1 protein-coding gene is annotated in these 1,145 nt (G+C 70.5%); it reads right to left on the minus strand.

Features of this window, described 5'->3' with window-relative positions; translation table 11 throughout:
* Positions 1-59: 59 nt before the first annotated feature.
* On the minus strand, positions 60-1,013 hold the full coding sequence (pip, locus tag ACZ5CR_RS46515; RefSeq protein ID WP_468870099.1) for a prolyl aminopeptidase: 954 nt from the start codon (positions 1,011-1,013) through the stop codon (positions 60-62).
* Positions 1,014-1,145 lie beyond the last annotated feature (132 nt).

Below are 1,145 nucleotides of genomic sequence, written 5' to 3' on the forward strand. Positions count from 1 at the left end.
CTCGGGAAGGGGTGGGATTGAGGAAAGCCAGGAAAGCCCCGCAGGGACCGCCCGAAGCCTCAGCCCACCCGATACCGATCCGTCGCCGCCACCAGTTCATCCGCAATCCCTCGCGCCCCCGCGTTATGCCCGGCATCCCCCACAAGGATCAACTCGCTCCCCGGCCAAGCCCCTTGAAGCCGCCAGGGAATCCCCACCAGATTCCCGAAGTCGAGAATCCCCTGCACCAGCGTCCCCGGGATCCCGGCAAGCGCCCCCATGTCCCGAAGAACGACCTCGTCCCCGCCCAGCCAGTGGTCATGGGCGAAGTAGTGCGTGACGGTCCGGGCGAACCCCGCCCGGAACGTCTCGTCCTCGTACCGGGGAACAGACCGAGGCGCCTGCGACGCGAAGGCGGTCTCCCAGTCGGTCCACCCCCGCGCGGCGACAGCCCGGACCTCCGCATCCGGCGACTCGAGCAGCCGGTTGTAGGCGGCGGCGAGATCACCGTCCCGCTCACCCTCCGGGACCCCGTCCCGGAACGCCGCCCACGCCTCCGGAAAGACCTGGCCAAGGCCCCGGGTCAGCACCTCGACCTCCGCCCGGCTCCCCGTGGCCAGCCCGGTGAGCACCAGCTCCGACACCCGGTCGGGATACGTCTGCGCGTAGCGAAGCCCCAGCACGGATCCCCATGACCCGCCCCACACCAACCACCGCTCGATCCGCAGATGCCGCCGCAGCAGCTCCAGGTCGGCCAGCAGATGCCCCGTCGTGTTGACGCTCATGTCGGTACGGGGATCGCTCGCGGGCGGCGTCGACCGCCCGCACCCGCGCTGGTCCAGGAGCACCACCCGATACGCGTCGGGGTCGAAGTACCGCCGGAAGAACGGCGTGCACCCCGACCCCGGCCCCCCATGCAGCACCACCGCCGGCTTGCCCAGCGGATTGCCGCAGACCTCCCAGTACACGCGGTTTCCGTCGCCGACCTCGAGCATGCCGTGGTCGTACGGCTCGATCTCCGGATAAAGGCCCATCGGCCGAAGATAACCCGCTCACCGCACACCCCACGGGCCACTCGGCCCTACCCGGCCCTACCCGGCCCGCAGGCCCCGCATCCGCCCGTACGCGTACACACATCCCGCGAGCGCGAGATCCGAGAGCAGCAT

This window comes from Streptomyces sp. NPDC031274, from assembly GCF_055570235.1.